This window comes from Streptomyces sp. NBC_01465 (assembly GCF_036227325.1).
GTDB lineage: Bacteria > Actinomycetota > Actinomycetes > Streptomycetales > Streptomycetaceae > Streptomyces.
This window is the reverse complement of record NZ_CP109467.1, coordinates 7,961,788-7,986,951: the sequence shown is the minus strand read 5'-3', so window position 1 is coordinate 7,986,951 and position 25,164 is coordinate 7,961,788. Positions and strand designations below refer to the sequence as shown.

Here is a 25,164-nt window from a genome sequence, read left to right as displayed (position 1 = left end):
CCCGTGAACGCGTTCCCGACCGCCCGGACCAGCAGGAGGGGCAGACGATGAAGCCCGTCACCTCCACCATCGGCAAGTTGCCAGCGGTGCTTGCGATGGCTCTCTCCACCGCGCTGCTGACCTCCCTCACGACACCGACCCCGGCTTCGGCCGCGACCCAGGCGACCTACTACGTCGCCCCCGGCGGAAACGACGCCAACGCCGGGACGATCACCGCGCCGTTCAAGACCCTGCAGCACGCCCGGGACGTCGTGCGCACGGTCAACAGCAACATGACCGGAGACATCAACGTCTATCTCCGCGGCGGCAACTACCCGGTGAGCAGCACCATCACCTTCACGCCGGCCGACTCCGGAACGAACGGCCACCATGTCGTGTACGCCGCCTACCAGAGCGAGAAGCCGGTGCTGAACGGAGGCGTTCAGGTGACCGGCTGGACACAGCACAGCGGGAACATCTGGAAGGCCCCGCTGGACCGCGACAACAAGCTCCGCGCTCTCTACATCAACGGCAAGCGCGCCCAGATGGCCTCGAAATCGATCAACTCGGCCGGGTGCTACGGCAACTACAGCATCACGGCCGGCCAGGCTCCCTGGGCCTGGGAGTCGGGATCGCAGTGCGACGGAGCCAAGTACAGCCTCTCCGATCTGCCCGCTGTCGCCTCCAACCAGGACGACGTCGAGATCAAGTCGGCAACGACCTGGACCACGGCCATCGTGGGAGTCCGTCAGATCACAACGAGTTCGGACGGCGCCAATCGCGTCGCCCTGTTCCAGCAGCCGGGTGCGGCCATCGCCCAGGGGCCGCCGAACGGCAACTTCAACGCCGCCGGCGGCACGCACACCTTCATGAACGCGTACGAATTCCTGGACCAGCCGGGCGAGTTCTATTTCAACAAGACGAACCACACGCTGTACTACTACAAGTCCGGCTCCGAGGACATGACGTCGGCGCAGGTCTTCGCACCGAACAACGTGTCCACCCTCATCAAGATCGCCGGAACGTCCACGACCGACCACGCGCGGAACATCACGTTCTCCGGGCTCACGGTCGAGCACTCCGACTGGAACCTGACCAATGTCGCGGGCTCCGTCTTCCGGCAGGGCCAGCAGGGCAACTCCAGCTCGACCGTGTACGCGAAGAAGAACTTCCACGCGTACACCTACCGCAACGTCGACCTGCCGCCGGGGATCATCCACATCGAGAACGCCGACGGGATCGTCCTCCGGCGCAACACGGTGCAGCATTCCGGCGCCGACGGAATCAACATGGTCAACGACGTGACGGACTCGCAGTTGACCGGCAACGTCACGAATGACATAGCCGGATCCGCCATCACCGTGGGGCACCCCCAGCACGTGTACATCGGGGACTACACCTCGACGAACAACGAGAAGTACCCGGTAAACGTCGAGGGCGTCTGCAAGAACATCTCGATAACGGACAACTACCTCTACGACAGCGCAGTGCTGTTCCAGGGGTCCAGCGCCGTGTCGGCATACTTCGTCGATTCCCTGTCCGTGCAGCACAACCGGGTCGAGAAGTCCCCGTGGGCGGGCATCACCCTCGGTTGGGGATGGTGGAACTTCGACGGTTCGGCGAACTCGATCCGACCGGGTGTGCCGACCACCACAGCGAAGAACAACACCATCAGTCACAACCAGCTCGTCGACACGATGCAGGTGCTCGGCGACTCCGCCCCCATCTACACGCTGGGCAGCCAGCCGGGAACCGAGATCAGCAACAACTACATCCAGGGCGTTCCGGCCGGCCACAAGTACGGACTCCACCCCGATGAAGGCTCCGCCTACATCAAATTCCACGACAACGTTCTCGACGTCGACCCGAACGTGGCCTACACCATCAACTCCGGCACCTGGGGCCGACAGCACGACCTGAGCATCACCAACACCTACGGCACCGTCAACAAGATCGCCGACAAGAACGTCCCGAGCAGCACCATCGAGGACGTGCACGCGTACGCGGACAACGTGTGGCCGTCACAGGCGTACAGCATCGCCATGAACTCCGGCCTGGAATCCGCCTACAAGGACATCGTCCCCTGGAGCCACCTGAGCCGGCAGGACTACGCCCTGCCCGCCGGCACCTTCACCGACAAGGGCGAATCGTCCATCCCCGTCCGCACCATCGGTGACGCGACCAGGACTCTCTGGCTGGCTCCCTCCGGTACAACGACGTTCACCGTCGGCCCCACGATGACGAAGGCAGCCGGAACCGCGACGACCATCAATGTCCCGCCGACGGTCGGCGACTACCGTCTCTACGTCGTGGACGCGCAGGGGAACGCTTCCGCCGCGTCGAAGTCGCTCGTACGCCGGCTTTGGGCCTACGTCGACGACAAGGACGCCGGTCTCACCTATTCCTCAGGCTGGTCGAACTGGAACGACTCGCAGGACTTCAAAGGGTCTGAGAACTACACCGCCAGGGCGGGCGACTACGTCCAGTACTCGTTCACCGGCCAGGGCATTCGGTATCTCGGCATGAAGCAGCCGAACATGGGGAAGGTCGACGTCTACATCGACGGCGCCCTGACCCAGACGGGCATCGACGCCTATGCCTCGACGGTGACGAAGCAGGTGCCGCTGTTCGAGAGTACGGAGCTCGCTACGGGTCCTCACACGATCAAGGTCGTGTGCGCCGGGACGAAGAACCCGGCCTCCTCCAACACGGTCTGTGCGCTGGACGCGTTCGCCTCCAACCCCTTCTCGGCCACGAACACGATCTCCAAGGTCCTCAACAAGAACAGCGGCAAGGTGATCGACGTCTCGGGCGGATCGACGAGGTTGTCCCGCAGGACCGGGTAACGCAACTCCACGCTCCGGGCCCTGCGCCAAATTCAAGCGCACCCGCCCGGGGCGTGGGTCCTATCTGTTGGATGCCGTGCCGACCGGGTGCCCTCTTCGCGGCAGCGGGGGCGTCCGGCAGACCGCCGGCGCGCAGGCCCCGCAAGAAGATGGAAGCCGTCCACCGGGCGTGGACCTCGAAGCCGTCCGGAGCGGGCTCCACGGTCGATTCGGCCTGTACGGGAACTTCCCGGACACCGCCAAGTCCCTCGGCCGCACCGAACTAGACGCTCTGCGCGGCTCGTTGCTGCCTGCGCCCTTCGGACCGCGGCCGGATCAGCGATCACGGGGTTCAGCGCTACCGCCCATCCGGCGCCGCTGAGCTGGGCGCCTTGGTGCGCCCGGCTCACCGAAGGCCGCCCCTCAGGCAACGAGATTCCCGGTCACGGCATGGTCCCCGGACACCGCGATGGACTCCGTCTGCGGCCTGCGCCGGCGCAGGTACGCGATCAGGATGAGCGCGGCCCCGATGACGACCAGAACGAGCGGCGCGATGTCGCTCATGAGTGTCAGCATCAAGCCGGCTGATGCCGCTTTGTCACCGAGCTCGCTCATGCTCGCGGGCGTGATCTTGAAGTTGAAGGCGGACACCGGCAGCAGAGCGGTCCGGCTCCCTCCGAGGACGGTGTTGGCGATGACCTGCTGGTCGATCGTCTGGTCGATGGCGATGCCGGTCTGCTGGTCGACATAGGCCAGGATCGTCGTCCGCCCCGAGTAGGTGAGCGGCACCGGATCCGGCAGAGCGGCGACCGCGGCAGGCGTGAACTTGGCCTGGGTGGCCGCAGGCAGGCTCGGTGCCAGGCCGGCGGCGAGCTTCTTCGGGAGGGCCTTCGGCAGTGTCCTCAGCATCGTGGGGTCCTTGACCGGACCAGTGGCCGTGATCTTGTACACGTTCACCGAGCGTCCCGCCCGCTTCGCGCTCCCCGCGTAGTGGGTGGGCACGATGGCGCGGGTGGTCGAGTCGTAGAACGAGTAGGAGTCGTCCCTCTTGCCGTCGGCAGGGAAGGCGGAACTCAGGGCCCCCCTTGACGGCTCCACGCTTGTCCCGGACGGCGGCTTCGAACCGTTCATGTCTTTCCGGTCGATGGCGTACGTATGGGAGCTGGCGAGGTTCTGATTACTGGCATGTACTGTCAGATCGTCCTTGATGATTGCCGTGTCACCGTGTGTCGAGGTGACCCGGAGTCGCCGGTCGACGGTGATGGGCACGTTCGAGTTGATGGCGTGCGCGGTGTCTCCTGATTGCAGGGCCTGGCCGTTGAGCATCGTCGCCTTGCCGGAATAGCGCACAGTTTCATCCGTGTCGCCAGGCAATTTTGTGGCGATCGGAACGACGACGTAGCGGACCAGCACCCCCAGGACGACCAGGACGAGACCCACGGCTGCGAGCACGATGGATGAGCGGCGAATGGACATGATGTCCTCCTCCGTAAGGTGGGAAGCTGCACGCCGATTGCATGACATGGAAGTCAGGAGACCGGCGGTTCGGAGTGTGGAGCGCTGAGGACGGATCGGGAGCGGTATGCGCGGCATCGGCCGTCGATTGCTCGGGTTCGACACAAGCAGGTCCTACGGTTGACGCTTTTTGCCCAACCCTCGGGACCGGTGCATTCAGCACCTTCCGCACCCCCGGTCACACAGCCGGGTCGAGCCCGGGGCACAACTGGCAGCACGGTGATGTCGTGATGGCCCAGCTCCCGAACGGCTTGGAGAGCCTGGCCGCCCACGCCACCGTTCTGTTGCGAGGCGCCGTCCTGCGACCCGCCGTGAGCATCCCGATTGGCGATCGCGACAAGAACACGGAGATACTCGCCCTACGCCACCAGATCACCGTCCTGGAACAACAACTCGGCACGGATCGCATCAAGTTCACGCCCGCAGACCGGGCGTTCCTCGCCGCTCTGCTGATCCCCCTGCCACACCAGGCCCTGCGTCGGCTCCGGTTACTGGCCCGGCCGGACACCGTGCTGCGCTGGCACCGCAACCTGACCAAGCGACGTCACGCCCCGCGCTCACCCAGGCGTTTCGCCTTCGAGCGCACTCCCTCGACCTGTGACGGCACCAACGAGTCGAGCCCAAGAGCCGCCGCGATGCCCTTGGCCCGCACCGGCTCGCCGCCTGGCCGGTCCTGCAGCACGTTCAGGATCCGCTGATTGTCCAACGAGAGCAGTGACACCGGCAGTTCCTCCCGCCAGGTGGCACGGTCACACCCGGAACCGGCACGGACACCGGCCCGGGAAGAACGATGGGCGCTACATCTTCTCCGCCCTCGGCTTCCGTCGCGGCAGTACTCTCGGTGGCGGACGCGGCCAGGGCCTCGACGAGCTCCTCTCGTGCGATCACCCGCCGCTCCAGCTCGACCTCGCGGGCCTCCAGGGCCGCGGCCGCGCGGGCCCGACGGTTCAAGCCGAGAGGAAAGGTGCCTGCCCGAGCGCCCGCGCGCGGAATGCGGCCGGAGTCGTACCCGTCCGGCGGCGGAAGAACTTCGTGAAATCGCTCGCGTCCTCGAAGCCGGCCTTCCCTGCGATGTCCTTTGCCGGCAGGGTGCTGTGCTGCAGGAGGCGCTTGGCCTCGAGAAGAACCCGCTCGTCGATGAACTTCTTCGCGCTCGCGCCGGTGACTGCCAGCGTCGCCCGCGACAGCGTGCGAGGGCTGTAACCGAGCGCGGCCGCGTAGTCCTCCACCCTCCGAGTCACCGCGTGGTCCCGCTCCACCGCGTCGTGAAACCGGCGGAACACCTCGCTCACCGGGCCCTGACGCGGCGCCGAGCCCCGCTCCGACGCCAGACGCAGCAGTAGTACGGACACCAGGTGCCGCAGCACCTCCACGTGCGACTCGAGCGGCAGTGAGGCCATTTCGCTGTATTCGTAAGCGAGATGGTCGAGGGCCCGTTGCAGCGCCTGAGCGTTCTCCCCTTCCGGCAGCAGCGGCTCCTGCTGGTACGGGGGGTCCATATGCGCCGCCGCCACGGTCGCGGGCGGCAGGAATCCGGGCTGGAACAGGACGATCACCCCGTCCGCGGCCACCAGATCCCGTCCGAAGCGCTGCACCTGCCCCGGCCGGATCCACAGCCAGGAGCCGGGCGGCAGTTCGTACTCGACGAAGTCCACTGCCATTCGCAAGGGCCTCGAACGCGCTGCGATCAGCTGGTGGAAGGCGGGACGCAGAGGCGCGTACGGGTCGTTGCCGTGCCGTCGCGAGCGATCGAAAAGGCTGCCCAGCTCGACCACCTCGACGCCGGTGGGCGCACCCACCGCCGCCGTGTACTCCAGGTCCCTGACATCAAGGTGTCCGTTTTTCCCCATCGCAAGTCCCAAGCGTACCCCTGCCCCTCGCGATCATCCTCTTAGCGTGGAATCAGCAGCGCGCAGCACAAAGGCGCAGGTGATCCAGGTGCGAGGAGTGGGCAAGTGCGACTGATCGTGGGCATGACCGGAGCTACAGGGGCACCCATCGGAGTGCGGCTCCTGCAGAATTTGGCGCAGCTTCCGGGCATCGAGACCCACCTCGTCCTGTCCCGCTGGGCCCGCACCACCATTGAGCTGGAGACCGGCCTCTCGGCCGCCGAGGTGAGCGCGCTCGCCGATGTCACCCATCATCCCGACGACCAGGGCGCCACCATCGCCTCCGGTTCGTTCCGCACGGACGGCATGGTGATCGTCCCCTGCTCCATGAAGACGCTGGCCGGGATTCGTGCCGGATACGCGGAGGGGCTCGTGGCTCGCGCCGCCGACGTCGTCCTCAAGGAGCGACGCAAACTCGTCCTCGTACCGCGCGAGACACCGCTGAGCGAGATCCACCTGGAGAACATGCTCGCCCTGGCCAGGCAGGGCGTGCGGCTGGTGCCGCCGATGCCCGCTTTCTACAACCACCCGGCGAGCGTCGACGACATCGTCGACCACATCACCGCCCGCGTCCTCGACCAGTTCGACCTGCCCGCGCCTGCCGCCAAGCGCTGGGAGGGCATGCGCGCCGCCCGTGCCTCCGCACTACGGACCGCCTCCTGAAGGCTATTGCCCCATGTCCACTGCACCATAAAGGAGTTACTCATGGCCCACGACGATCTGCGCAGTTTCCTCGACACCCTGGAGAAGGAGGGACAACTGCTGCGCATCACCGAAGAGGTCCTTCCCGAGCCCGACCTGGCAGCGGCCGCCAACGCGACCGGACGCATCGGCGAAAACGCCCCCGCCCTGTACTTCGACAACGTCAAGGGCTTCACCGACGCCCGCATCGCCATGAATGTGCACGGCTCATGGGCCAACCACGCCCTTGCCCTCGGCCTGCCCAGGAACACTCCGGTCAAGGAGCAGGTGGAAGCCTTCGCCGCCCGCTGGGACGCCTTCCCCGTCGCCCCCGAGCGCCGCGAGGACGCCCCCTGGCGACAGAACTCCCAGGAGGGCGCCGAAGTGGACCTCTTCTCCATGCTGCCCCTTTTCCGTCTGAACGACGGTGACGGTGGCTTCTACCTGGACAAGGCCGCAGTCGTCTCCCGCGACCCCGAGGACCCGGAGAACTTCGGCAAGCAGAACGTCGGTACGTACCGCATCCAGGTCATCGGCAGCAATCGTCTGGCCTTCCAGCCCGTCCCCATGCATGACATCGCCCAACACCTGCGCAAGGCCGAGGAGAAGGGCGAGGACCTGCCCATCGCCATCACTCTCGGCAACGACCCGGTGATCACGATCGTGGCCGGTATGCCGATGGCGTACGACCAGAGCGAATACGAAATGGCGGGAGCTCTGCGCGGGGCGCCCGCGCCCATCGCCACCGCGCCGCTGACCGGCTTCGACGTGCCGTGGGGCAGCGAGGTCGTCCTCGAGGGCGTCATCGAGTCCCGCAAGCGTCAGATCGAGGGCCCCTTCGGCGAGTTCACGGGCCACTACTCCGGCGGTCGCCGCATGCCTGTCATCCGGGTCGACCGGGTCTCGTACCGCACCGACCCCGTCTTCGAGTCTCTCTACCTGGGCATGCCGTGGACCGAGGTCGACTACCTCGTGGGTCCCAACACCTGCGTCCCCTTGCTCAAGCAACTGCGTGCCGAATATCCCGAGGTGCAGGCTGTCAACGCCATGTACACGCACGGTCTGATGGTCATCATTTCCACAGCCAAGCGCTACGGCGGCTTCGCCAAGGCAGTCGGCATGCGCGCGATGACCACCCCGCACGGCCTCGGTTACGTATCCCAGGTGATCCTTGTCGACGAGGACGTCGACCCCTTCAATCTGCCGCAGGTCCTGTGGGCCATGTCCGCCAAGGTCAACCCCAAGGACGATGTCGTCATCATCCCCAACCTGTCGGTCCTGGAGCTCGCTCCCGCCGCGCAACCGGCAGGTATCACCAGCAAGATGATCATCGATGCGACGACCCCGGTCGCCCCCGACGTACGCGGCAACTTCTCGACGCCGGCCAAGGATCTGCCCGAGACGAAGGAGTGGACGGCAAAGCTCCAACAGCTCATCGCGGGCCGCCAGTGACCTGCCAGCCCCGCCCGTTCCCTGCTTCCCGGAAGGAAGTCCCGTCGTGACTGACGACCTCACCATCTGCCCGCGCTGTGCCTTCAAGACCATCGACAAGCTCGCCACCTCGCCCGTGCCCGGCGTCTGGGACGTTCTCCAGTGCCGTCAGTGCCTCTACACCTGGCGCACCATCGAACCCGCCCGCCGCACGCAACGCGATGCCTACCCCGAGCAGTTCAAGTTGACCGTCGCGGACATCGAGAACGCGATCGAGGTCCCGGCCGTCCCGCCGCTGCGCAACGTCGGCTGATCCCGGTTCTCCTGAGGCGCCCAGCGTGGTCTCGCCAGTAGGGGCCGGTCTTCGAGCAGCCGGTGTGCCGGGGCTGCCTCACAGGATTCTCCGGGAATCTGCCCAATATCAGCGACCAGAGGCCTGCTCTGTCGCGTCAACCCGCCCCACCCGCACGGAAACCGTCGTTGACGCCCTGCCTTCCGTCTAGACCGGCGGCTGGAATGCCCAGACCAGCGGCACCAGCGCCATCGCGACGACCAGGTACCAGAGAAGGATCGGGGCGCCGAACTTCCAGTAGTCGCCGAAGCGGTAGCCTCCCGGTCCCATGACCATCATGTTGGCGGCCGTCGCCACGGGGGTCAGCAGCGCGGCCGCCGCGGCCACGGCCACACACATCAGGACCGGTAGCACCGAGATCCCCGCGTCGTGGGCGGCGGAGACCGCGACGGGGGTGACGATCAGGGCCGTGGCCATGTTGCTGATGAACTGTCCGAGCACCGAGGTGAGCACGAAGACCGCGAGCAGGAGCAGATAGGCGTTGCCGCTCGCGGCGGAGACGACCACATGCGCGATGTCGTCGGCGGCACCGGACTCCTGGATGGCGACGGAGAGCGGGAACATGCCGCCGACGATCACCAGGGTGGTCCAGGAGATCCCGTCGTACGCCTCGGTGACGGTCACCACCCGGCAGGCCACGATGGCCAGCGCGGCGAGCAGCCCGGAGACGGGCGGCGGGACCAGTCCGGTGGCCAGCAGCACGACCATGGCGGTGAGGATCATGGCGGTCCGCCAGGCGTCCGGGCCCAGTCCGGTTGCTTCGCGCCGGATCTCGGTCGGATGGTCGACTGCCAAGAGGTCCCTGCGGGCCTGGGTGCGCTGCACGGCCTGCCAGGGACCCTGCAGCAGCAGGCTGTCTCCGGACTGCACGACGGTGGGTCCGGGGCCGGTGTCTCGTCCGCTGCGGCGAGCGGTGATGATCACGAGTTCGCCGTCGGCACTGTTCATGCCGGGGAAAACGGTGGTGCCGATCAGGGGTGAGCGCGGGCTGACGACCACTTCGACCAGTCCGGTGTCGCTGTTCAGTACGGCGTCGGCCAGGTGGGCCCGCAACGGCGGCGGCAGCGCCACGAGGCCGGTGGCGCGGGCGAAATCCTCGACCCGCGCGAGGTCCCCGCGCACGATCAGGACATCGCCGGGCTGCAGCGGCGCGTCCCCGCGGGAGTCGTGGCCGTCCGCGGTGAGCGCGCCGACGACCAGGAGCCCGGCAGGAGCCAGGGCGGTGACGTCCGGCGGCGGGGTACCAACGAGCGAGGAGTCCGGGCCGAGTTGCAGGCTCGCCGCGTCCCGCTCCAGGCCGTAGTAGGTGACGAGGGTGTGCGCATGGCGGCTGAGGTCGGGCGGGATGGCTTCGGGTTCGCGCCGGGGCAGCAGCCGGGGCCCGAGGAGCAGTGCGATCGCCACGGTTCCGGCCAGGATCGGCACTCCGATCAGGGCGAACTGAAAGAACCCGAAGGGCCCAGCCCCGCTCTCGTCGGCCGCCTCGGAGACGATGAGGTTGATCGGCGAGCCGATCAGCAGGAGCAGTGATCCGGCGTGGCCGGCGAAGGCCAGCGGCATCACCAGGCGGGATGGTGTCTGGCCCGACCGGATGCCGAGCATGACGACCAGGGGCAGCAGGGCGGCGACGGCTCCGTTCACGGTGATCAGCGCGGCCAGCGCCCCGGCCAGGAGCATGGTCGCCGTGGTCAAGCTGCGCGGTCCCGTCCCGACCTGTGCGGACAGTCTCCGTCCGGCCCACGCGGTCAGGCCGGTCGCCTGCAGCGCGGTGCTGACCACGAACAGCGAGGCGACGAAGACGACGACCGGGTCGCCGAAGCCCGCGAAGACCTGATCGGCCGTCAGCAGGCCGGTGGCGTAGAGGACGACCGCAGATCCCAGTGCCACCAGCTCCACAGGGAGCCTGTTCCACACGAAGAGGCCCACCACCACACCCAGCAAAGTCAGGCACAGCGCCGCGTCGCTCACCTGTGAGCCTCCTCGCTGGTCGTACGGGACAGTCCGGGGTCAATGAAGTTGGACGGGTGCTCCCGGGCCCAACGGGATGCCGATCAGGTACCAGGCGATGAAGAAGATCAGCCAGGTCACGGCGACGATCAGGGTGTAGGGCAGCATCATGGACACGACCGTGCCGACGCCCGCTTCCTTCTTGTACTTCTGGGTGAGCAGCACGATGAAGGGGATGTAGACCATCAGCGGGGTGACGATGTTCATCGGTCCGTCGCCGACGCGGTAGGCGGCCAGGATGGTCTGCGGAGCGACCCCGAGCCGGATGAACAGCGGGACGAAGATCGGCGCGAAGATCGCCCACTTGGGGATGACGCCGGGGATGATGATGTCCAGCACCAGGGTGACCAGGACGAACCCGATCAGCAACCAGACCGCCCCGACGTTCGCCTGTTCCAGCGCATCGGCGAGCTTCACCGCGATGACCGTGGCCATATTGGTGTAGTTGAAGTAGGCAATGAACTGGGCGATGATCAACAACAGGAAGATCAGCCCGCCCAGACCGGAGAAGGTCTTGGTGATGGCAGCCATCGCGGCGGCGCTGCCTTTGAGGGTTTTCGCCCCGGCCCCGTAGCACAGCCCGGTGACCAGGAAGAGCAGCATGATGATGAAGATCAGGCTGTCCATGAACGGGGAGTCGTCGAAGACGCTGCCGGTGTCCGGGTTGCGAAGCACCGCGCCGGACGGGGCGGTGAGCAACACCAGCAGCACGAGGACGGCGAGCAGGCCGTAGACCGCGAAGCGCAGGCCACGGGCCTCGGCATCGGGGCTGAGAGCTTCCTTCTCCGCGTCCGCGTCCTCGCCCTTCCCGTGCGGGACGTAGACGCCGAGGCTGGGTTCGATCAATTTCTCAGTGACGACGGTGATGACGATCGCCAGGAAGAACGTCGAGGCGATACCGAAGTAGAGGTTGGACGTCAGGTCGATGGTGCGGGTCGGGTCGACCAGGTGGATCGCCTCGTTGGTGATCTCGGTGACGATCCCGTCCACCGGGGTGATCAGCACGTTCACCCCGAAGGTGGCCCCGACCGCGGCGAAGCCTGCCGCGAGTCCGGCCAGCGGGTGCCGCCCGACGCTCTTGAACGCGACCGCCCCCAGCGGGATCAGTACCAGGTAGCCGGCGTCGGAGGCGATGCTCGAGAGGATGCCGATCAGCACGATGATGAAGGTCAGTGTCGCCGGTGGTGAGACGGCCACGAGTTTTCGGATCAGCGCGCCGACCAGTCCGGCCTCCTCGGCCAGCCCGACGCCGACCATGGCCACCAGGATCACTCCCACCACGCCGAAGTTGGTGAAGTTGTCGACGGCGGAGGTGAAGATGAAACGGATGCCCTCGGTCGTCAGCAGCGACTCGACGTGTGTGGTCACCTCGTGCATCTCCACCGGGGGGTGGTGCAGCGCGTCGGGCGGGTAGCTGACGGAGGGTTCGGTCGTGCCCTGCGCGTACTCGATCTCCCCGACGACCGGTCCCGGGGCGGCCGACTCGTAGGTGACGTGGATGTCGATGGCCGACAGGATCGCCGACAGGACGATCACTACGGCGATCAGCAGCAGAAAGATGACGGCCGGGTGCGGGACCTTGTTTCCCGCCTTCTCGATCCCGTCGAGCAGCCGCTGGGTGAAGCCGCGTTTGGCGGGCACGGGAGCGTCGGTGGCGGTGCTCATGCGGAGGCTCCCAGGCCGGAGGGACGGGTGAAACCGAGTGCGAGTTCGGTGAGCAGGCGCGCGCCGAAACCGGTGCAGCCGCGGGGACGCCAGGAGGCGGATACGTCGTTCTGGGCGGGGCCCGCGATGTCGATGTGCGCCCAGGGGCGGCCGGCGACGAAGTCCTCCAGGAACAGGGCCGCGTGGATCGCGCCCCCGTTGGGGCCGCCCATGTTCTTGATGTCGGCGATGTCGGAGTCCAACTCGGCGCGGTAGCGCCGGGCCAGCGGCAGCTGCCAGGCGGGCTCGTCCGTGAGCCGCGCGGCGGCGAGAACCTGGTCGATCAGCGGCTGCGCGTTGCCGAACAGCCCGGCGATCTCCGCGCCGAGCGCACGCAGGCTCGCCCCGGTGAGAGTGGCGATGTCCACGATCGCGTCGCAGGACTCCTCGGTGGCCAGGACCAGAGCGTCCGCCATGACCAGGCGCCCCTCGGCGTCGGTGTTGATGACCTCGACGGTGGTGCCGCCGCGGATCGTGAGCACATCACCGAGTTTGGTGGCGCTTCCTGACGGCATGTTGTCGGTGCACATCAGCCAGCCGGTCACCGCAGTGGGGCAGTCCAGTGCCTTCAACGCGGTCATCGCCGCCAGGATCGCCCCGGCGCCGGACATGTCGTTCTTCATGGTGGCGTGCACCGCGTCGCTCGGCTTGAGGCTGATGCCACCCGAGTCGTACATGATGCCCTTGCCCACCAGGGCGAGGCGGGCGGCCTGGGCTCCTGCCGGCGGGGCATAGCCGACCTTGATCATCCGCGGTTCGTCCACACTGCCCGCGTTGACCCCGAGCAGGCCGCCGCAGCCCAGCTCTCGCAGCGCCGCCCGATCGAACACCTCGACCTCAAAGCCGGCCTCCCCGGCCAGCGCCAGGGCACAGTCCGCCATCACCGCGGCGGTCATCAAGCTTGGTGGACAGTTCGCCAGATCACGGGCCAGGCACTGGGTCCGGGCCAGGATCCTCCCGCGCTCCGCTCCGCGCTCCACCTCGGCCAGCCGGGCCGCAGGCGCCAGCAGCACCAACTCCTCCAGCGCGGGCCGGCCCTCCGGATCGTCTTTGAGTACCGGATACCGGTAGCGGGCCAGCAACACCCCCTCGACGAGGGCCTGCGCGGCCGACTCCGGCGGCACCGCAGTGTCCTCGGGCAGAACCAGGACGAGCCGGGAGTGCCGGGCGGCGGCTGCGAAAGCGGCGGCCGCGTCGCGCACCCCCGCGGCGTCAACTCCGGCCTCGGCGCACGCCGCTCCCACTCCGTACAGGACGACCGTGGCGCCGGCCGGTCCCGGGTGGACCAGCGTCTGACCCACTGTGCCGTCAAGCCCCGCCGCTCGCAGGGACTCCGCGGTCAGACCAAGCCCGTCAACGGACTCCGCGGGGCTCAGAACCGGGATGCCCAGCGCGACACCCTCCTGCGCGGCCTGCTGCCAGTCCCCAGGCAGGACCGACACCGACACCCGCACCTCCCGCCCCCAGGACGGAATCAAGTCGAGCACGTCATCACTGACAGCCGTCATGCGGTGGGCTCCTCACAGCCAGGGGCACAGGGCATCGGCGCTACCGCCACACCCTCACAAGTGGCCCCTGTATCGCATATCGCACCTCCCACCGGCATGCGGGCACGCCCCACAATCACCCACACGGCTGGAGGGGTAGGACCGAATGGGCAACGGCTCAGCAGCGCCTGACCCGGACGACCGAGGGCGCCGGGCCGGGGGTGTCGAAGGATGAGGCCAACCCGCACTGGCGCTCGCGCCCGCTGGAGGCCGCGGTCGCACAGGCGCGGATCCGGTGACCCGGCACCGGTGGGCAGCCATACGGTCAGCGAGTTTCCTGCTGGGGCAGGTGCTGATCAGCGGAGCGTACGAAACGTGACAACTTTCGTGCCCACCGAGAGCGACTCGACCGCGGGTCGTCGGCTGTGACGATGTGGCCCTCGGAACGGAGGAATCCACCCTGTCACGTCCAGCGCGGGTTGCTTGTCCCATGGGCGTCACCGACACCGAAGTCGGTGCCCAACCTTGGGAGATCGAGATGAGCAAGGGCCACGGCGCCGACGTTGATCCCGCACACCACGAGCAGCCGCCCGTGCGCCCTCGCCAGGTCTCCGCGAGCGCCTGCCCACCCTCCCAGAACAGCGAGCCGCCCGCATGGCCGCGCTCGACCTGGCCCATCACGAGGCGCACACCGACGTTGCCCCAGCGGTCGAGCATGCGCGGCACGAGCGCGGGACGGCGGCTCTTGGCCGGAGCCTTAGAGGACGCGGCCGCGCCGAGCCGCACCGCACGAAAGAAGGGCCCGCGACCGTGCACCTGATATTCGGCCTCGGGGCTGAACAGGTCGAGAACCGCGTCGCATCCGAGACGGTCACAGGGGTGGAAGGAGCCGGCACTGAGCCGGGCCGGCGACCAGGCCGGGCTGCCGTCAAGAGCCCTCCGCCACACCGGAAGCCACAGGGGCCCCGCACCCTTCACTGTCCCCGCCGGCCCGGGCGTGCGGCATGATCAGTGGGCATGGCCGTGGGCCGACGATGATGGGTGGCGGGACCGTGGATGAGCAGGTGGAGATCACGACGGCGAAAGACGCCGCCGACCATGAACTGGTGCTTGCCTTCGGCCGGTTGCAGGGAGCGGCTAACCGGCTGGAGTACATCCTGGGGCGTTCCCTGGAGCGGGAGTGCGGCATCAGTCACCTCACGTACGAGGTACTGCTCATCCTGGGCCGGGCCGATGAGCCGGGCCTGTCGATGCGGGCCATCGCGCAGGAGCAGGTGCTCACCACGGGCGGTGTGACGCGCCTGGTGGACCGGATGGCGGCAGCTGGGCTCGTCGAGCGGGTCGAGGACCCCGGCGACCGGCGTGGACGACTCGTACGCCTCACCCGGAAGGGAGCGGAGACCGCGGTCGCTGCGTCGCGCGTGCATGTGGAGAACATCCGGCGCTTCTTCCTGGAGCCGATTCCGCCGAAGGACCGGGAGCGGTTCGCCGAGGATCTGCGGATCCTGAGCCACTCGGCGCGGGATGAGCTGCCTCGCCTGCCCTGACGTCGAGTCGCGGCCCGACGGCACCGCGGCTGTAATGGCAGGAAGGCGCATGTCCGGACGCGAGCGCGAGGACATTCGCCCACAGGGAAATATCTGACACGTCAGATACTGTTGTGTCAGATGAACCGCTTGCATCCGGCGAGCGCCGCATCCCATCGAGGTCCCCCGATGAAGCTCGTCCATGTCTTCGACGCCTACTGCGGCTGGTCGCACGGGTTCTCCGACACCCTGCGCGAGGTCGTCGCCCGCCACCCGGAGCTGGAGGTGGAGGTGGTCTCCGGCGGGCTGTTCACCGGGGAGCGCCGGGTGCCGGTCCGAGAATTCGGCTACGTCCAGGGCGCCAACGCCAAGATCAGCGAACTGACCGGTGCCGCGTTCGGCGACGCGTACGACCGGCTGATCGCCGACGGGTCGTTCGTGATGGACTCCGAGGACGCCGCCCGCGGCATAGCCGCCCTGCGCCAGGCAGCCCCGGACCGGGTGGCAGAGCTGGCCCCCGCCCTCCAGCGCGCCTTCTACGTCGACGGGCTGAGCCTGTCCGAGCCCGCGACGTACCGGAAGGTCGCCGAGGCGGCCGGCCTGGACGCCGACGCGGTCGTCGCCGCCTTCGAGGCACCCGGGTCGCGGGCCGCCGCCGAAGCCGACTTCCGCCGCTCCGCCCAGCTGGGCGTGACCGCCTTCCCCACCCTGCTCGCCGTCGACGACGACCGGGTCACCGTCCTGGCGCGCGGCCATGCCACTGCCAACGAAGTCGACCGGCGTCTCGCCAGTCTCGTTGCCTGATCCCCCTCGCCCCCACTGCGCAAGGAATCCCCATGAGCACCCTGTCCTTCAAGATCCTCGACCTGGACTTCCCCGCCGGGTCGAAGAACAAGACCGCCACCCTGGTCACCGGCGAGAACGAAGCGCTGCTGGTCGACGCTGCCTTCACCCGCGCCGACGGCCACCGCCTGGCCGCCGAGATCCTCGACTCCGGCAAGACACTGACCACCGTGTTCGTCAGCCACGCCGACCCCGACTTCTACTTCGGCGCCGAAGCGATCGCCGACGCCTTCCCGGACGCGACCTTCGTCGCCACCCCGATCATCATCGACCACATCAAGGCGTCCTACGAGGGCAAGCTCAAGGCCTGGGAGGCCCTCGGCCCCAACCTGCCCACCCGCCTGGTCGACCTCAATCCGCTGACCGGCGACCTCACCCTGGAAGACCACCGTTTCGAGCTCAAGGGCGGCCCGGCCGCCCTGCCCGACCGCCACTACCTGTGGCAGGCCGAGCACCGCGCCCTGCTCGGCGGCGTCCTGCTCTTCCAGCAGGAACACGTCTGGGTCGCCGACACCGCCACCCCCGAGTCCCGCTCTGCCTGGGTGAAGCTGCTCGACGAAATGACCGCGCTGAGCCCGGAGTTGGTCGTGCCCGGCCACCGTCTGCCCGACACCGCGGCCGACGCCACCGCCATCACCGCCACCCGCGACTATCTGATCGCCTTCGAGGAAGAGCTGGGCAAGGCCGCCGACGGCGCCGCCCTCACCGAGGCGATGGTCAAGCGATACCCGGACAACGGCATGCTGATCGCCGCCCAGCTCGGCGCGAAGGTCGCCAAAGGTGAAATGAAGTGGGGCTGACCCGTCCCGGCCACGGCCCGGTGGGCGCCTCTCTCGCCGGGCGCCGACCGGACGGTGCACGCCGAGCCTTGCGAGAGCCCGATGAGCGCCACCGCCCGCGACACCCGGACCCGCCGACGCCGGATCCTCCGTCCAACGCGCCTACCCGCTCTACGAGTTCGCCCTGACGACGGCGCTGCTGACCGTGTTCGGCGTGATGGTGGGCGTGGTGGTGTTCGATGGCGCGACGAACCCGGCGCACCAGTTCAACCCCGCGCTGCTGTGCTGTCCGGGACCTACGGATACCTCGCGGTGCATCCCATCAGCGCCATCCTCGCTGTCCCCCAGCACCAGATCCGAACCCACTTGGAACCCAAGAAGGGCCCCATCACATGTGCGAGACCACCGACTTCGCCACCTCCACCGCCCCCGCTGACGTTGTACGCCGCCAGTACCTCGCCTCCGCCGCCGGCGACCTCGAAGCCCTGCGCGCCACCCTCGCCGACGACGTCGAGTGGACCGAGATGGCCGGCTTCCCGCTGGCCGGCACCTACCGCACCCCCACCGGCGTCACCTCCGCCGTCATGGAGAACCTCGGCAAGGACTGGGACGGCTGGACCGCCCACGACGACACCTACGTCGTAAACGGCGAGAACATCGTCGTCCTCGCCCGCTACACCGCCACCAACAAGGCCACCGGCAAGGACATCAACGTACGCGTGGCGCATCACTTCGTCGTACGTGGCGGCCGCATCGTCCGTTTCGAACAGTTCGTCGACACGGCACTGGTCCGCGACGCCATGCAGCCCTGACACCGCCTCGTCGCGCACATGCTCCGCTCCTTCGCCGCCCCGCTGCCCGAGGCACCCGGGCGCAATGCGGTTACCGAGGGGCAAGAGCGCAACCGGGAGCGGATCATCGCAACCGCACGCACGGTATTCGGGCGCGACGGACTGAGCGCGTCAATGGCCTCGATCACGCGGCAGGCCGGGATCGGGATCGCCACCCTCTTTCGCCACTTCCCCGGCAAGGAGGAAACTGGTCGCCGCAGTCTTCGCGGACCGCATGGAGGCGTACGCACGGGCCACCGCCCAGGCCCTGGCCGACCCGGACCCGTGGATCGGCTTCGCCGGCTACATCGAGAAGCTCTGCGCGATGCAGGCCGCCGACCGCGGCTTCGCCGACATTCTGACCGTGAGCTTCCCCTGCGCCGAGGCCATGGAGACCCGGCGCACCGAGGCGTTCCACGGCTTCCTCGAACTCATCGGCCGCGCCAACGACAGCGGGCATCTGCGCGAGGACTTCACCAGTCGGGATCTCGTCCTGCTGCTGATGGCCAACGCCGGCGTCCTCAGCGCCACCGGTGACGCCGCCCCGGACACCTCCCGCCGCCTCGTGGCATGGATGGTGCAGTCCTTTCAGGCCCCCACCCGCGGCCCGCTCCCGGATCCGCCCGACGACGCCGCACTGTACGAGGCCATGCGCCGCGCCAGCCACAGCGTCAACTCCTCCGAGACCGGGAAGCGGCACTGAGCGACCGGCCGGTGGCCCAGCGATTGCCACGGTGTCCCGCCGACCAGCCGACGCGGTCTGCGTCAGGCTTACGCGCGGCCGCCACCTCCTCTGCCAGACGCCGGGCCCGCCACAGCGTGCGCCAAGACGACGGCCGACCCGACACCAGCCGCACCGTCACCGTCCTCGAACCCGCAGCCAACCAGCCCCCGCTGCCCACCACTTCGCGAGACGACCGGCACACCCACCGCACACCGCACAGCCGCCGCGAACACGTCCTGGCCCTGCTCCTGGCGGACCCGCAGCGACACTGGCGCAGCCACGAACTCGCCCACCACCTCGGCGATATCACCCTCGCCACCATGTACCGACAACTCACCAGCTGGGCCCGGGCCGGACTACTCCGCAAATGCGGACCCGGCGTCTACACCGCCAGCACACGCTCCGGTTGCGCTTGCGTACGCGGACACCCAGCTACCGCAGCACCACAGAAGGCACCGCGCCCCACGTACCCAACTGCATTACCCCGGCGAGGACTTCGATGTCGCCATGACGGCGGTCGCGGCCGCCCTCCACGGCGACACCATCGGCATGGCCCCCTCCGCGCCACCCCCTGCGCGGGGTCCGCGCCCCCTCAGGGTTCGTGTCACACAGGGGGTGGCAAGGTCGCCAAGCACCAGCGGCGTCATCTGATTGTTATGGGCGATAACAAATGGAACCTTCCCGCATCTGGCACTCGAGCCGAGGGGCGCCGTAAGTTGCCGCTCACAACATTCAGCCGGTGGGCAGACGACAACCGGCGGTCTCCCGAGTGCGCACTCGCCCCCTCTCGTCAGCTTCGTGCGTCCGGTCGTCCGGCCGTAACACCAGAAAGGACCCTGCACATGCGCAAGGGACTCCTCCTCACCACGATCTCGGTGGCCCTGGTCAGTTCGCTCACCGCCTGTGGCAACTCTTCCTCGAGCGGCAACGACTCCGCTTCCAAAACCACGCCGAAGGTCGGCGTGATCCTCCCGGACAGCAAGTCCTCGGCCCGCTGGGAGACCGCGGACCGCAAGTACCTCTCCGAGGCGTTCAAAGCGGCGGGCGTCAAGTACGACATCCAGAACGCACAGAACGACAAGCAGGAATTCCAGACGATCGCGGACCAGATGATCACCAGTGGCGTGAACGTACTGGTGATCGTGAACCTGGACAGTGGCACCGGCAAGGCCGTTCTCGACAAGGCGAAGGCGCAGGGCGTGGCCACCATCGACTACGACCGGCTCACCCTCGGCGGCTCCGCCCAGTACTACGTGAGCTTCGACAACACCGAGGTCGGCAAGTTGCAGGGCGAGGGCCTGAGCAAGTGTCTGAGCGACATGAAAGCCAAGAAGCCGATCGTCGCCACGCTGAACGGGTCCCCGACGGACAACAACGCCACCCTCTTCGCCAAGGGTTACAACAGCGTCCTGGACCCGAAGTACAAGTCGGGTGAGTACGTCAAGGGCCCCAACCAGTCCGTCCCCGACTGGGACAACACCCAGGCCGGCACCATCTTCGAGCAGATGCTCACCGGCGAGCCCAAGATCGGCGGCGTGCTCGCCGCCAACGACGGCCTCGGCAACGCCGCCATAGCCGTCCTGCGCAAGCAGAACCGCAACGGCGAGGTCCCGGTCACCGGCCAGGACGCCACCGTGCAGGGCCTGCAGAACATCCTCGCGGGCGACCAGTGCATGACCGTCTACAAGGCGGTCAAGAAGGAGGCGGATGCCACCGCCAAGCTCGCCATCGCACTCGCCAAGGGCCAGAAGAGCGAGACGAACACGACCGTCGATGACCCCGTGGGCAAGCGCCAGGTGGCGTCCGTGCTGGAGACCCCAGTGGCCATCTACAAGGACAACGTGAAGGACGTCGTGGACGACGGCTTCGTCACCAAGGAAGATCTGTGCGCAGGAAACTACGCCGCCCTGTGCGCCAAAGCCGGCATCAAATAACTCCCCCGACCGGCCCGTTGGAACGATCCTGACTGTTTCCAACAGGCCAACCGCGGGCCCTGTGGCCCTGACGCCCTGGGGCCCGCGGCCCCACGGTCCGAAAGGATCCGTCTTTCATGACAACGAAGCCGATCCTCCGACTGCGCGGGATCGACAAGAGTTTCGGCCCGGTGCAGGTACTGCACGACGTGTCCCTCGACGTCCACCCGGGTGAGGTGACCGCTCTCGTCGGCGACAACGGCGCCGGCAAGTCCACCCTGGTCAAGTGCATCGGCGGGATCCACCCGACCGACGCCGGCGAGTACTGGTTCGAAGGTGAGCAGGTCCAGGTGCACAGCCCTCGTGACGCGGCAGCTCTGGGCGTCGAGATCGTCTATCAGGACCTGGCGCTCTGCGACAACCTCGACATCGTCCAGAACATGTTCCTCGGCCGGGAGAAGCGCCGGGGTCTCGTGCTCGACAATGCGACGATGGAGGAGATGGCCGCCAACACCCTCGAAGGGTTGTCCGTCCGCACTGTCAAGTCCATCCGCCAGCAGGTCTCCAGTCTCTCCGGCGGCCAGCGGCAGACCGTGGCCATCGCCAAGGCCGTTCTGTGGAACAGCAAGGTGGTCGTCCTCGACGAGCCGACCGCTGCGCTCGGTGTCGCCCAGACGGCGCAGGTCCTCGAACTGGTCCGGCGACTGGCAGACAACGGCCTCGCCGTGGTCCTGATCTCACACAACATGAACGACGTCTTCGCGGTGTCCGACCGGATCTCCGCCCTCTACCTGGGCCGAATGGCCGCCCAGGTCAGCACGTCGAACGTCACGTACTCCCAGGTCGTCGAGCTCATCACCGCAGGCCGCAGCGGGAACCTCGGCCTCGCACACAGCAACGGAGACACCGTATGACCGCCGCCGTCGCGCACGAAAAGCCGGGCGACCGCGGTGGATCGAAGAAGAACGGAACCGCCGGGGTCAAGAGTCTGCGTTCCGTCGCCCGTCTATACGTCGAACGCGTACGTGGGGGCGAGTTGGGCGCCCTCCCCGCTGTCCTCGGCCTGATCGTCCTGTGTGTGTTCTTCGCTGCCCTGCGCCCGGTCTTCCTGTCCGAGCTGAACTTCGCCAACCTGCTCACCCAGGGCGCGGGCAGCATCGCCATCGCCATGGGGCTCGTCTTCGTGCTCCTCCTCGGCGAGATCGACCTGTCCGCCGGGTACGCCAGCGGAGTCTGCGCCGCCGTCCTGGCCATCTTGCTCACCGATCACGGATGGCCCTGGTACGGCGCGGCCGCCGCTGCGATTCTCACCGGCACGGTGATCGGCTTACTGCTCGGCCTGCTGGTGGCGAAGGTCGGCATCCCCTCCTTCGTGGTCACCCTGGCCGCCTTTCTGGGGTTCCAGGGAATCGTGCTGATGCTGCTCAAGGAAGGCACGAACATATCCATCCAGGATCGGACGATCCTGGCCGTCGCCAACAACAACCTCTCCCCCGCGCTGGGTTGGGTGCTGCTCGCTGCCGCTGTCGCGGTGTACGCCGCGACACAGTTGCGGCAGAACCGCAACCGGCGGCAGCGCGGGCTCGTCACCGCTCCGTTCACCCTGCTCGCCGTAAGGATCGGCGGGCTGGCGGTGCTCGGCGCACTCGCGGTCCACCTGCTCAACCAGCAGCGCAGCCGCAACGTCATCGTCGACTCGCTCAAGGGCGTACCGATCGTCGTGCCCGTCATCGCCGTCCTGCTCGTCGCGGGTACCTTCCTGCTCCAGCGCACCTCATTCGGTCTGCACATCTATGCAGTCGGCGGCAACGCCGAGGCGGCCCGCCGGGCCGGCATCAACGTGGCGGCCATCCGTATCTCCGCGTTCGTCATCTGCTCGTCCCTGGCCGCGGTCGGCGGCATCATCGCCGCCTCGCGCGGCAACTCGGTGGACCCCAACACCGGTGGCAGCAATGTGCTTCTGCTGGCGGTCGGCGCTGCGGTGATCGGCGGGACGAGTCTGTTCGGCGGGCGCGGCAGGGTCGTCGACGCGGTCCTCGGAGGCATGGTGGTCGCGGTCATCCAGAACGGTATGGGCCTGATGGGGTACAGCTCAGGGGTCAAGTACGCTGTCACGGGTTCGGTCCTGCTGGTGGCCGCAGGCGTGGACGCGCTCTCCCGTCGCCGGGCCGTACAACGATGAGGTCTTTGGCTCCATGAAAGCCGGTCCCTCGCAGGAGGAGATTCGTCGGCACAACCTCGGCACCCTGCTCCGTCATCTGCACATCGGCGGCGCCATGTCGCGGGCCGTCCTGGCCGAGCGCATGGGTCTCAACCGCAGCACCATCCTGGGTCTGGTCAGCGAGTTGGCCTCGGTCGGCCTGGTCCGTGAGGAACTGCCCCGTGACACCGGCCGGGCGGGCCGCCCGTCCCTGGTCGTACGGCCCGAGTCCGACCGTGTGTACGTCCTCGCCTTCGACGTGGGCGTGGACCGGCTGGCCGCCGCGCGCATCGGTTTGGGCGGGGTCTTCCTCGACCGCAGGGAGATCCCCCTGCCTCCCGGCTCGCGCGATGCGGACACCGTGGCCGGGCTCCTCGCCGGATCCGCGCTGGAGATGGTGGACACGGCGCCGGAAGGAACGTACTGCGTCGGCGTGGCCGCCGCCGTCCGCGGGATGGTGCGCCGCCCCGACGGTCTGGTACGCGCCGCCCCCTACATCGGATGGCAGGATGAGGAGTTCGGCGGGGACCTCATGCGCCGACTGGACCTCGGCCTTCCCGTCTCGGTCGAGAACGAGGCCAGCCTGGGTGCGCTCGCGGAGCATCTGCGCGGGGCGGGGACCGGCTGCCAGGACCTCGTGTACCTGCACGGCGACATCGGTATCGGCGGAGGTGTCATCACCGGCGGCCAACTGCTGGGCGGCGACCAGGGATACGGCGGGGAGATCGGGCACATGCTCGTCAACCCGCACGGCGGCCGGGCCTGTGGCTGCGGGGCGCGCGGCTGCCTCGAAGCCGAGGCCGGCGAGCGGGCCCTGCTGGAGACTGCGCACCGCGATCCCTCGGCCACCGGCCGAGACGCCGTACGCGCCGTCGTCGAGGCAGCCGACCGGGGCGATATTGCCGCCCGCGCCGCCCTGCACGACGTCGGCGACTGGCTCGGCATCGGCGTCGCCAACCTGGTCAACGTCCTCAACCCTCGCGCCGTCATCTTCGGCGGAACGCTCCGCGAGGTGTTCCTCGGCTCGGCGGCCCAGATCCGCAGCCGTATCAACCTCCATGCCCTCGCCGCCTCCCGCGAGAGCCTGCGGCTGCGCGTGGGGGAACTCGGCGACGACGCGGTGCTCATCGGCGCCGCCGAACTCGCCTTCTCCGAGATCCTGGTCGGCCCTCTGGAGACACTGGCCCGCGCCGGTTCACGGGGCGCTACGGCGACGCGAACGGTACGAAGGCAGGACCGCGGCGAGTACGTGGGCGACGCGATGAGCCATGGACTGACATCGCGGTCATGAGAGCGTCGGCCGACGGGGGTGCCCTGCCGCAGGTCACGGACCTGTCGTTGATGTCCGGCCTATCTATTCCCGGCCTCGGAACGGCACCCGGACGGGCCCGCCGGCACCCTGATACGCCTAATAGGCGCTGTGGGTTGGCCGTTTGGCCCGCTCTGGCAGGGGCCGGGTCAGACGTCTGGTCGATACGCAGCGCCTGGAGCGCTTCGACAAGAGGGACGCAGACCGGCCCCTCGAAGTGTTCCGCCAGGTTCGGTTCTGCCAACCAACCCTGGTGGAAACCGCGATGGGGCGCCAGACACTCGCCCTGCTCGCCCAGCTCGACGCCGCATGCCGAGCCTGCGAGGACCTCGCACGCAACACTGAAGAGCTCTTCCTCCAGCATCCCGACGCCGAGATCATCACGAGCTTCCCCGGCCTGGCCACACTCACCGGCGCCCGGATACTCGCCGAGATCGGGGACGACCGCACCAGGTTCGAAACGGGCCGGGACCTCAAGGCTTACGCCGGAAGCGCCCCGGTCACCCGTGAATCCGGCAAGAGCAGACGCGTCAGCCACCGCCGGATCAAGAACAGCCGCCTGGCCGCGACCGGACGACACTGGGCATTCGCCGCACTCACTGCCTCACCCGGAGCCCATGCCCACTACAACCAGCGACGAGACACCGGCGATCGGTACCACGCAGCCCTCCGCCGCCTGTTCAACCGCATGCTCGGCCAGCTGCACCACTGCCTGGCAACCCGCCAGAAGTTTGACGAATCGATCGCCTTCGCACCACCCGCACCGCCCCCTCTCACAGCAGCTGCTTGACCCGATAGCTGCATGGGATGTCTTGTCGGCCCAGCATTTGAGGTCTGCTTCGGCGAGGGCTTCGATGATCCGTGCCGCCGCGCGGCGGTGAGGTCGTGGCTCGATCCGGGCAAGGCGGGCGAGGGCGGCCAGTACCTCGACAGCCTCGCGTATGCAGCGGAAGACGGTCGCAATCCCGACACCGAACCCTGCTGCGAGCTGCGCATAGACGTCACCGCACCGCAGGTGGGCCAGGGCAAGCAGGGCTTGGCGGCCAGCCGTCAGCCGACGCCACCGCGTCCCGATCTTCTACGACGGGTAGACAAGCACGCGAAGCTCCTGGCAGACACGGGTGATCTTGGTCGAGAACCCATCTACCAGGAGCATCGTCGTTGCGCAGG

General features: G+C 68.0%; 20 protein-coding genes and 2 pseudogenes. 16 read left to right on the top strand and 6 right to left on the bottom strand.

Annotated features, from left to right (window positions below):
* Positions 1–47: 47 nt before the first annotated feature.
* Positions 48–2,825: a right-handed parallel beta-helix repeat-containing protein gene (locus OG707_RS37075; protein ID WP_329126268.1), complete on the top strand. Its 2,778-nt coding sequence runs from the start codon at positions 48–50 to the stop codon at positions 2,823–2,825.
* Between the two features lie 402 nt (positions 2,826–3,227).
* Here the strand turns inward: OG707_RS37075 and OG707_RS37070 are convergent, their stop codons facing one another.
* Positions 3,228–4,280, bottom strand: coding sequence for a porin PorA family protein (locus tag OG707_RS37070; RefSeq protein ID WP_329126267.1), 1,053 nt, complete (start codon positions 4,278–4,280; stop codon positions 3,228–3,230).
* A 269-nt stretch (positions 4,281–4,549) separates the two neighbouring features.
* On the opposite strand from OG707_RS37070, the gene OG707_RS37065 reads away from it, so the two are divergent.
* The gene (locus OG707_RS37065; RefSeq protein ID WP_329128179.1) at positions 4,550–5,017 is read left to right on the top strand and encodes a hypothetical protein; all 468 of its coding nucleotides are present in this window, start codon (positions 4,550–4,552) and stop codon (positions 5,015–5,017) included.
* Between the two features lie 249 nt (positions 5,018–5,266).
* Here OG707_RS37065 and OG707_RS37060 read toward each other — a convergent pair whose 3' ends face one another.
* Positions 5,267–6,181, bottom strand: a complete 915-nt coding sequence (locus OG707_RS37060; protein WP_329126266.1) for an AraC family transcriptional regulator — start codon at positions 6,179–6,181, stop codon at positions 5,267–5,269.
* 93 nt (positions 6,182–6,274) lie between these two features.
* Between OG707_RS37060 and OG707_RS37055 the strand changes: the two genes are divergently transcribed.
* Genes OG707_RS37055 through OG707_RS37045 form a run of 3 tightly spaced genes read left to right on the top strand, consistent with a single transcriptional unit; the run spans position 6,275 to position 8,633 of the window.
* Entirely contained in the window at positions 6,275–6,871 is a 597-nt protein-coding gene (locus tag OG707_RS37055; protein ID WP_329126265.1) for a non-oxidative hydroxyarylic acid decarboxylases subunit B, read from the top strand.
* A 42-nt stretch (positions 6,872–6,913) separates the two neighbouring features.
* Positions 6,914–8,341 (top strand): non-oxidative hydroxyarylic acid decarboxylases subunit C, encoded by a 1,428-nt coding sequence (locus OG707_RS37050; RefSeq protein ID WP_329126264.1) that lies wholly within the window; start codon positions 6,914–6,916, stop codon positions 8,339–8,341.
* 46 nt (positions 8,342–8,387) lie between these two features.
* Positions 8,388–8,633, top strand: a complete 246-nt coding sequence (locus OG707_RS37045; protein ID WP_329126263.1) for a non-oxidative hydroxyarylic acid decarboxylases subunit D — start codon at positions 8,388–8,390, stop codon at positions 8,631–8,633.
* A 186-nt stretch (positions 8,634–8,819) separates the two neighbouring features.
* Here the strand turns inward: OG707_RS37045 and OG707_RS37040 are convergent, their stop codons facing one another.
* Genes OG707_RS37040 through OG707_RS37030 form a run of 3 tightly spaced genes read right to left on the bottom strand, consistent with a single transcriptional unit; the run spans position 8,820 to position 13,891 of the window.
* Positions 8,820–10,640: an SLC13 family permease gene (locus tag OG707_RS37040; protein WP_329126262.1), complete on the bottom strand. Its 1,821-nt coding sequence runs from the start codon at positions 10,638–10,640 to the stop codon at positions 8,820–8,822.
* Between the two features lie 39 nt (positions 10,641–10,679).
* Positions 10,680–12,344, bottom strand: coding sequence for an AbgT family transporter (locus OG707_RS37035; RefSeq protein WP_329126261.1), 1,665 nt, complete (start codon positions 12,342–12,344; stop codon positions 10,680–10,682).
* The gene (locus OG707_RS37030; RefSeq protein WP_329126260.1) at positions 12,341–13,891 is read right to left on the bottom strand and encodes a leucyl aminopeptidase family protein; all 1,551 of its coding nucleotides are present in this window, start codon (positions 13,889–13,891) and stop codon (positions 12,341–12,343) included. Before OG707_RS37030 ends, OG707_RS37035 begins: the two co-directional genes overlap by 4 nt.
* Before the next feature lie 1,031 nt (positions 13,892–14,922).
* On the opposite strand from OG707_RS37030, the gene OG707_RS37020 reads away from it, so the two are divergent.
* The 11 genes and pseudogenes from OG707_RS37020 (at position 14,923) to OG707_RS36970 (ending at position 24,784) form a co-directional block, all read left to right on the top strand.
* Positions 14,923–15,417, top strand: coding sequence for a MarR family winged helix-turn-helix transcriptional regulator (locus OG707_RS37020; RefSeq protein ID WP_329126259.1), 495 nt, complete (start codon positions 14,923–14,925; stop codon positions 15,415–15,417).
* A 168-nt stretch (positions 15,418–15,585) separates the two neighbouring features.
* Positions 15,586–16,200 carry a DsbA family protein gene (locus OG707_RS37015; RefSeq protein WP_329126258.1) on the top strand — a complete coding sequence of 205 codons (615 nt, stop codon included), beginning with the start codon at positions 15,586–15,588 and terminating at the stop codon, positions 16,198–16,200.
* Between the two features lie 32 nt (positions 16,201–16,232).
* Positions 16,233–17,039 (top strand): MBL fold metallo-hydrolase, encoded by an 807-nt coding sequence (locus tag OG707_RS37010; RefSeq protein ID WP_329126257.1) that lies wholly within the window; start codon positions 16,233–16,235, stop codon positions 17,037–17,039.
* A gap of 371 nt (positions 17,040–17,410) precedes the next feature.
* Entirely contained in the window at positions 17,411–17,830 is a 420-nt protein-coding gene (locus OG707_RS37005) for a nuclear transport factor 2 family protein (RefSeq protein WP_329126256.1), read from the top strand.
* 18 nt (positions 17,831–17,848) lie between these two features.
* A pseudogene (locus OG707_RS37000) lies at positions 17,849–17,998 on the top strand (hypothetical protein); the annotation flags it as partial.
* Positions 17,999–18,083: 85 nt separating this feature from the next.
* On the top strand, positions 18,084–18,551 hold the full coding sequence (locus OG707_RS36995; RefSeq protein WP_329126255.1) for an SbtR family transcriptional regulator: 468 nt from the start codon (positions 18,084–18,086) through the stop codon (positions 18,549–18,551).
* A gap of 863 nt (positions 18,552–19,414) precedes the next feature.
* A complete protein-coding gene (locus tag OG707_RS36990; RefSeq protein WP_329126254.1) occupies positions 19,415–20,506 on the top strand; it encodes a sugar ABC transporter substrate-binding protein in 1,092 nt (363 codons plus the stop codon).
* Between the two features lie 116 nt (positions 20,507–20,622).
* Entirely contained in the window at positions 20,623–21,399 is a 777-nt protein-coding gene (locus OG707_RS36985) for an ATP-binding cassette domain-containing protein (RefSeq protein ID WP_329126253.1), read from the top strand.
* Complete coding sequence (locus OG707_RS36980; RefSeq protein WP_329126252.1) at positions 21,396–22,667, top strand: sugar ABC transporter permease; 1,272 nt, start codon at positions 21,396–21,398, stop codon at positions 22,665–22,667. The genes OG707_RS36985 and OG707_RS36980 overlap by 4 nt, the downstream gene beginning before the upstream one ends.
* Before the next feature lie 13 nt (positions 22,668–22,680).
* Positions 22,681–23,976, top strand: coding sequence for an ROK family transcriptional regulator (locus OG707_RS36975; RefSeq protein ID WP_329126251.1), 1,296 nt, complete (start codon positions 22,681–22,683; stop codon positions 23,974–23,976).
* A gap of 283 nt (positions 23,977–24,259) precedes the next feature.
* Positions 24,260–24,784 carry a transposase gene (locus OG707_RS36970; protein WP_443071440.1) on the top strand — a complete coding sequence of 175 codons (525 nt, stop codon included), beginning with the start codon at positions 24,260–24,262 and terminating at the stop codon, positions 24,782–24,784.
* Here OG707_RS36970 and OG707_RS42475 read toward each other — a convergent pair.
* Positions 24,782–25,066, bottom strand: a pseudogene (locus OG707_RS42475) (helix-turn-helix domain-containing protein); the annotation flags it as partial. The gene OG707_RS36970 and the pseudogene OG707_RS42475 sit on opposite strands and share 3 nt — an antisense overlap.
* Positions 25,067–25,164: the final 98 nt, after the last annotated feature.